Here is a 6474-nt window from a genome sequence, read left to right on the forward strand (position 1 = left end):
AAAATACAAATCTACGATAATATAATGCGAAACACAGAACAGTTCGGCAGAGATTGATTTCATTCTCTGCTTTATCAGTCTCAGAAAGGCCAATATGACCTCCGGTATCCATCATGTGACCCTTATCACCCGCAATGTGCAGGCCAATATTGATTTTTATGCAGGTTTTCTGGGGTTGCGTCTGGTCAAGCAAACCGGCGGCTTTGAAGACGGTGAGCAGCTTCACCTGTTTTACGGTGACGCCCTTGGCTCACCAGGTTCATTGATTACATTTCTTGTCTGGGAAGAAGGTGCGCGCGGTCGTGTCGGCCATGGTCAGGTAGCGGAAATTGCACTCGCAGTCCCGCCGGAATCAATCGGTGACTGGCTGACACGCGCTCTGTCCCGGCAAATTCGCGTTGAAGGGCCAAAGCGTGAATTCGGTGAACCGGTATTACGCCTCAAAGATCCGGATGGCGTTACCGTCAAACTGGTCGGTCATGACATGCCGGCTGCACATCAGTGGAATTCTGCACCCACCCGTCTGCACAGCGTTACTCTTTTCACCGAAACGCAGGAAGAAACCGCCGCTTTCATCAAGCGCTTCGGTTATAGCGAAGGTCAATGTGAAGAAACCGTACTGCGCATGGTTTCCGATACGGATTTCGTGGATGTTCGCAATGTCAGCGGCTTTGTGCCGGGCATTCCCGGAACCGGCATTGCCGATCATGTGGCATTTCGTGCCAAAGATGTCGATGCAGTCAAAGCGGCTGAAGCAGAACTGTCACGCCTCAATTCGTCGATCACCAATTTCCATGACCGCAAATATTTCACCTCTCTTTATGTGCGTGAACCGGGCGGAACGCTGATTGAGCTGGCAACCGACGGCCCCGGTTTTACCATTGATGAAACACCGGAGCATCTGGGTGAAACATTGTTTGTGCCACCGCATAATCAGGAGCGCGCACAGGATCTGAAAGTAATAATGCCGCAATTTGCGATGCCCGGAGAGGAAAGAATTGCCATGCGTGACCTGCCCTTTGTGCATCGCTTCTACACACCGGAAAATCCCGATGGCAGTGTTATTCTGCTATTGCACGGTACCGGCGGCAATGAAGCTGATCTGATGCCGATGGCGCATCGCATCAACCCGCGCGCTACCCTGCTCGGCGCGCGCGGACGCAGCCATGAGGAAGGAACTGCCCGCTGGTTCCGCCGCTTTGGCGCCACGCAGTTCGATCAGGCGGATATCCACTCTGAGGCCGAGGCATTTAACGCCTTCTTTGAAGGGGCAATTGCCTCCTATGGCCTGAAAGCTGAAGATATCACCGTGCTCGGCTATTCCAATGGTGCAAATTTTGCCGCTGCAGTGATGGCACTTTTCCCGAAACTGATCCGCCGCGCTATTCTGTGCCGCCCGATGCATGTACTGGAAGATGTACCGCAGGCTGACCTGTCCGGCACAGAGGTACTGACTCTGGCCGGCAAATCTGATCCTTACGGCAAATATGCTGAAGGGCTGAATACATGGCTCAGCAAGAACGGCGCGAGTTTAACGGCAGAGACGCTCAATGCAGGCCATCAGCTCTCGCAGGATGATATTACCCGTGCAAAGGAATGGCTGCATTTATAAACGCAGCCATAAAAGCATTTCCAGCAAAGTGCGAAGCGGTTTGCGTCGGACAATGCGAGGATAAAAAAGATAGAGCGGCTCTGACGATTAAGTTTCAATCAGACCGCTTTATTTATGTTATAAAATTACAATAATTTCTTTTGCGGCATAGACATGTCAGATAAACGTATCTATCAATCGTTATGTTATTACATTTCGACTTGAGGTTTATGATGCTAAAACAGCTAAAATGCGCAACAGCGCTCGGCATATTAGGTTCCCTACTGATTGCCGGTCATGCCGGTGCAGATGAGGAACACAAGCAAGTCTGGCGTTTATTTATTGCCGATCATACCAAACCGGTGGTTCGGGCGATTGATCTGGAGAGCGGCAAAGAACTCGGAAAATTTGATATCAAAGGCTATGCCGGTCTGACGGCGAGCGCATCCGGTGAAACTGTATTCGCCGTGCAATCCGATGCCGATCAGGTGAATGTCATTAAAACCGGCATCAGCCTCTCCGATCATGGCGACCATCGCGATCTGGAAGTTTCGGACACAGCTTTGCTGGATGAGAAGTTTGAAGGCAAACGGCCGGTTCATGCGGTGATGCATGGTGACAGTGTTGTGCTGTTTTTCGACCGGGAAGGCAAAGGCCATGAACTGTCTGAGCAGGACATTCTGAAAGGCAAACCGCAGGCAAAGATCATTGATGCAACTGCACCGCATCATGGTGTGATTGTACCTTTCGGCAATCAATATCTGGCTTCCGTGCCAAATCTGGAAGCAGAAACCAAGCCCGATGCCCTGCCGCCACGCCTTGGTCTGCGTGTTCTTGAGGCAGACGGCACGCAGACCGGCGATGTTGCAGCCTGCACAGCCCTGCATGGCGAAGCCTTCTCGGCCAGTCTTGTAGCTTTCGGCTGTGAAGAAGGTGTGCTGATTGCCAGCCCGTCCAAAGACAAAAAAGCCGAGCTGAAAATGCTGACCTATGGTGCTGATCTGCCAAAGGGCAAAGTCAGCACGCTCATCGGCAGCAAGGCGATGCAGTTCTTTCTCGGCAATTACGGTGAGGATAAGATTGCGCTGATCGATCCGGAAAGCGACACGCCTTATCGCCTGATTGATCTGCCGACCCGTCGTGTGGATTTTGCGCTCGACCCTGCCCGCCTGAAGAATGCCTATGTGCTGACGGAAGACGGCCAGCTGCATCTCATCAATATTCTGGACGGTACAATCACCCGTTCTGCGAAAGTGACCGAGCCTTACAGCAAAGACGGCCACTGGCGTGATCCGCGCCCGCGTCTGGCCGTTGCAGGTGATCACATCGCGATTACCGATCCGCGCCATAGTCTGGTACGCCTGATTGATATTGAAAGCTTTAAAGAAGACCGCACCATACCTTTGGCCGATCAGCCATTCAGCATTGTTGCTGTCGGCGGCTCAGGCGCAGAGCATTAAAAATATAAAGCCTCCCAAGGAGAAATGACCAGTTTGATACTGGTCTTTTTTATATTTGCCATTCATATCCCCGCTGCTTAAGGCAGAGATATCTGTTTCAAGAATGGTACTCTCTCATGAGAAAAAACGCATTGTTCGCCACCCTCGGCCTGATGCCATTGTTACTGGCAGCGGCTCTGTTCACCGGCATTGAGGTGAAATATCGCGAGCATGACACGGATTATACGTTTTTCGTCAAGCAACAACCCTCTCTGCAACTCTTCTTTGTTAATCCGATTGTTTGCGGGGAATGTGATGTTGAGGCTTTTGAAAAGCTGTCGCTGGCTCGTATTGATGACATTCGCATCTATTGCCGTCAGCGTTTCGGCCTCGATAATCTGCGTATGTGCCATGCGATTTTTGCCGAACACCAAAGGCAGGTAAATACAACAATGCAAAATCCTGATGAGATTGCCGCCGTTGCCGCGCGTTTTATCAATCATCAAAACATAGAGCAGAACAGCAATTGGGCATTTCCTGTTGTTAATGCCAAGGTGATTGTCCCTGAATGCCTGCTACCACTGGATACAGCATGGCGTGATGATGCGGATCAGGTAAAACGCATCAGTGTTGGTTGCTCCGATACCGGACAACCCGCCCCGCAAGACCGCTGGAATGTAACTTTGCCGATCTATCCAAATTAAAAAAGCCCCCCCCCCCCACGGCGTTTCCGGTTCAACCCATTCGATCGGCTCCGGCTTGCGGATCAGTGCATGTTCAAGCACCTCACCGACATAAGAGACCGGAATGATTTCCAATGCGTTTTTCACATTGTCCGGAATTTCGGCCAGATCCTTGGCGTTTTCTTCCGGAATCAGCACCTTCTTGATACCGCCGCGCAAAGCTGCCAGCAGTTTTTCCTTCAGGCCGCCGATTGGCAGAACACGACCGCGCAATGTAACCTCACCGGTCATAGCAACGTCCTTGCGTACCGGAATACCGGTCAGCACAGAAACAATTGCCGTTACCATTGCTGTACCGGCAGACGGGCCATCCTTCGGTGTCGCACCTTCCGGTACGTGCACGTGGATGTCACGCTTGTCGAACAGCGGAGGCTCGATGCCGAAATCCACCGCACGGGAGCGGACATAGGATGCCGCAGCCGAAATGGATTCCTTCATCACATCACGCAGGTTACCAGTCACGGTCATACGACCTTTACCCGGCATCATCACACCTTCAATGGTCAGCAATTCGCCGCCCACTTCCGTCCATGCCAGACCGGTAACAACACCAACCTGATCTTCACCGTCGATCTGTCCGTAACGGAACTTCATGACGCCGAGATAATCAGAAATATTATCCTTGGTCACATGAACCGACTTGGTCTTTTTACGTGCGATTTCCGTGACAGCTTTACGCGCCAGTTTCATCATTTCACGTTCAAGACTACGCACACCGGCTTCGCGGGTGTAGTGCTGGATCACAGCAAGAATGGCTGCTTCATCAACCGAGAATTCATTCGGCTGCAAAGCATGTTCCTTGATTGCCTTCGGCAGCAAATGCCGCTTGGCAATTTCAAGTTTTTCATCCTCGGTGTAACCGGCAATACGGATGATCTCCATACGGTCAAGCAGAGGGCCCGGAATATTCAGCGAGTTTGCAGTCGTCACGAACATTACGTTGGACAGGTCATATTCGACCTCCAGATAATGATCCATGAAGGTTGCATTCTGTTCCGGATCCAGCACTTCCAGCATAGCCGATGACGGATCACCGCGGAAATCCTGCCCCATCTTGTCAATCTCATCGAGAAGGAACAGCGGGTTGGACTTCTTGGCTTTCTTCATCGATTGCACAACCTTGCCCGGCATGGAGCCGATATAGGTTCTGCGGTGACCGCGGATTTCAGCTTCATCACGCACGCCGCCAAGCGACATACGCACATATTCACGACCGGTTGCCTTGGCGATCGAGCGCGCCAGCGAGGTTTTACCAACCCCCGGAGGGCCTACGAGACAGATGATCGGGCCTTTGATCTTGGCAGCGCGTGACTGTACCGCGAGATACTCGACAATACGTTCCTTGACCTTGTCCAGACCGAAATGTTCTGTATCCAGCACTTCCTCGGCAAAAGCCAGATCGGTTTTGACCTTGGACTTCTTGTTCCACGGCAGGGACAGCAGCCAGTCGAGATAGTTGCGCACCACTGTGGCTTCCGCCGACATCGGGCTCATCGACCGCAGCTTTTTCATTTCAGCCTGCGCTTTTTCCGCAGCTTCCTTGCTCAGCTTGGTCTTGGCAATGCGCTCTTCCAGCTCGGCCAGTTCATCCTTGCCGTCTTCACCGTCGCCCAGTTCCTTCTGGATCGCCTTCATCTGTTCGTTCAGATAATATTCGCGCTGGGTCTTTTCCATCTGGCGTTTAACACGCGAGCGGATGCGCTTTTCAACCTGAAGAACCGAGATTTCGGATTCCATATATTCCAGAGCTTTTTCAAGACGCTCACGAACCGACAGGATCGAAAGCATTTCCTGCTTTTCAGCAATCTTGATCGCCAGATGCGAGGCTACCGTATCGGCCAGTTTCGAATGATCGTCGATCTGGCTGGTCGCGCCGACAACTTCAGGCGAAATCTTCTTGTTCAGCTTCACATAATTTTCAAAGTCGCTCATCACCGAGCGGGACAGCGCTTCGATTTCCACCGGCTCTTCTTCCGGCAGTTCAAGAATGTCAGCATAGGCTTCGTGATAATCTTCACGGTCGCTGAATTTGGAAATCTTGGCGCGTGCAATACCTTCAACCAGCACTTTTACAGTGCCGTCCGGCAATTTCAGCAGCTGCAGCACATTGGCAACTGTACCGATTTCATAAATCGCGTCATTGGCCGGCTCATCGTCGGCAGCATTTTTCTGCGTGGCAAGCAGGATCTGCTTATCAACGCCCATCACTTCTTCAAGCGCACGGATTGATCTTTCGCGGCCGACAAAAAGCGGCACAATCATATGCGGGAAGACAACAATATCGCGCAATGGCAATACGGCATAGAGCCCGTCCTGACCACCCACCGATGTCTTCAACTCTGTATCCGTCATTTTAAGTCCTTTCCCGGGTTAACCACCCGATCGCCACACAATGACCCCCGTTTCATCAGCAAATCACTGCGTGCATCGACTGTATAATTGGCCACCCGTTGCCGCTATTTCAAGCACTGTTTATGCTTCATACAGCAGAATAAATCAGCGCATTTATGACCACCGGATCAAAATGCAATTTTCATACCCATCTTTTAAAGCGGTTTCACGGTTAAAGAAACGGCTAAAGTGCCGGTTTCGCCGTGTTTCCCCTATCGTCCACAATCCAGCACAATAAAATATGATATTTCAACTCATAAATATGAGAAAGTGAGCTCTAGTCACATTATCGTCAAACGAAAAACACCCC

General features: G+C 51.4%; 3 protein-coding genes and 1 pseudogene. 3 read left to right on the plus strand and 1 reads right to left on the minus strand.

Features of this window, described 5'->3' with window-relative positions; genetic code table 11:
* Positions 1–94: 94 nt before the first annotated feature.
* From A918_RS0117745 to A918_RS21920, 3 genes are all read left to right on the plus strand, one after another.
* Positions 95–1612, plus strand: a complete 1518-nt coding sequence (locus A918_RS0117745) for a VOC family protein (RefSeq protein ID WP_022712345.1) — start codon at positions 95–97, stop codon at positions 1610–1612.
* Between the two features lie 209 nt (positions 1613–1821).
* Complete coding sequence (locus tag A918_RS0117755) at positions 1822–3051, plus strand: metallochaperone AztD (RefSeq protein ID WP_022712347.1); 1230 nt, start codon at positions 1822–1824, stop codon at positions 3049–3051.
* A gap of 116 nt (positions 3052–3167) precedes the next feature.
* Positions 3168–3734 carry a hypothetical protein gene (locus tag A918_RS21920; RefSeq protein ID WP_156831479.1) on the plus strand — a complete coding sequence of 189 codons (567 nt, stop codon included), beginning with the start codon at positions 3168–3170 and terminating at the stop codon, positions 3732–3734.
* An 18-nt stretch (positions 3735–3752) separates the two neighbouring features.
* Here the strand turns inward: A918_RS21920 and lon are convergent.
* Positions 3753–6125 (minus strand): annotated as a pseudogene (gene lon, locus A918_RS20985) (endopeptidase La); the annotation flags it as partial.
* Positions 6126–6474 lie beyond the last annotated feature (349 nt).

This window comes from Pseudochrobactrum sp. AO18b (assembly GCF_000409565.1).
Lineage (GTDB): Bacteria > Pseudomonadota > Alphaproteobacteria > Rhizobiales > Rhizobiaceae > Pseudochrobactrum > Pseudochrobactrum saccharolyticum.

Bases quoted from the DNA above. Each gene is read 5' to 3' on its own strand.
- A918_RS0117745 (WP_022712345.1), top strand. From the start codon at position 95: ATGACCTCCGGTATCCATCATGTGACCCTTATCACCCGCAATGTGCAG.
- A918_RS0117755 (WP_022712347.1), top strand. From the start codon at position 1,822: ATGATGCTAAAACAGCTAAAATGCGCAACAGCGCTCGGCATATTAGGT.
- A918_RS21920 (WP_156831479.1), top strand. From the start codon at position 3,168: ATGAGAAAAAACGCATTGTTCGCCACCCTCGGCCTGATGCCATTGTTA.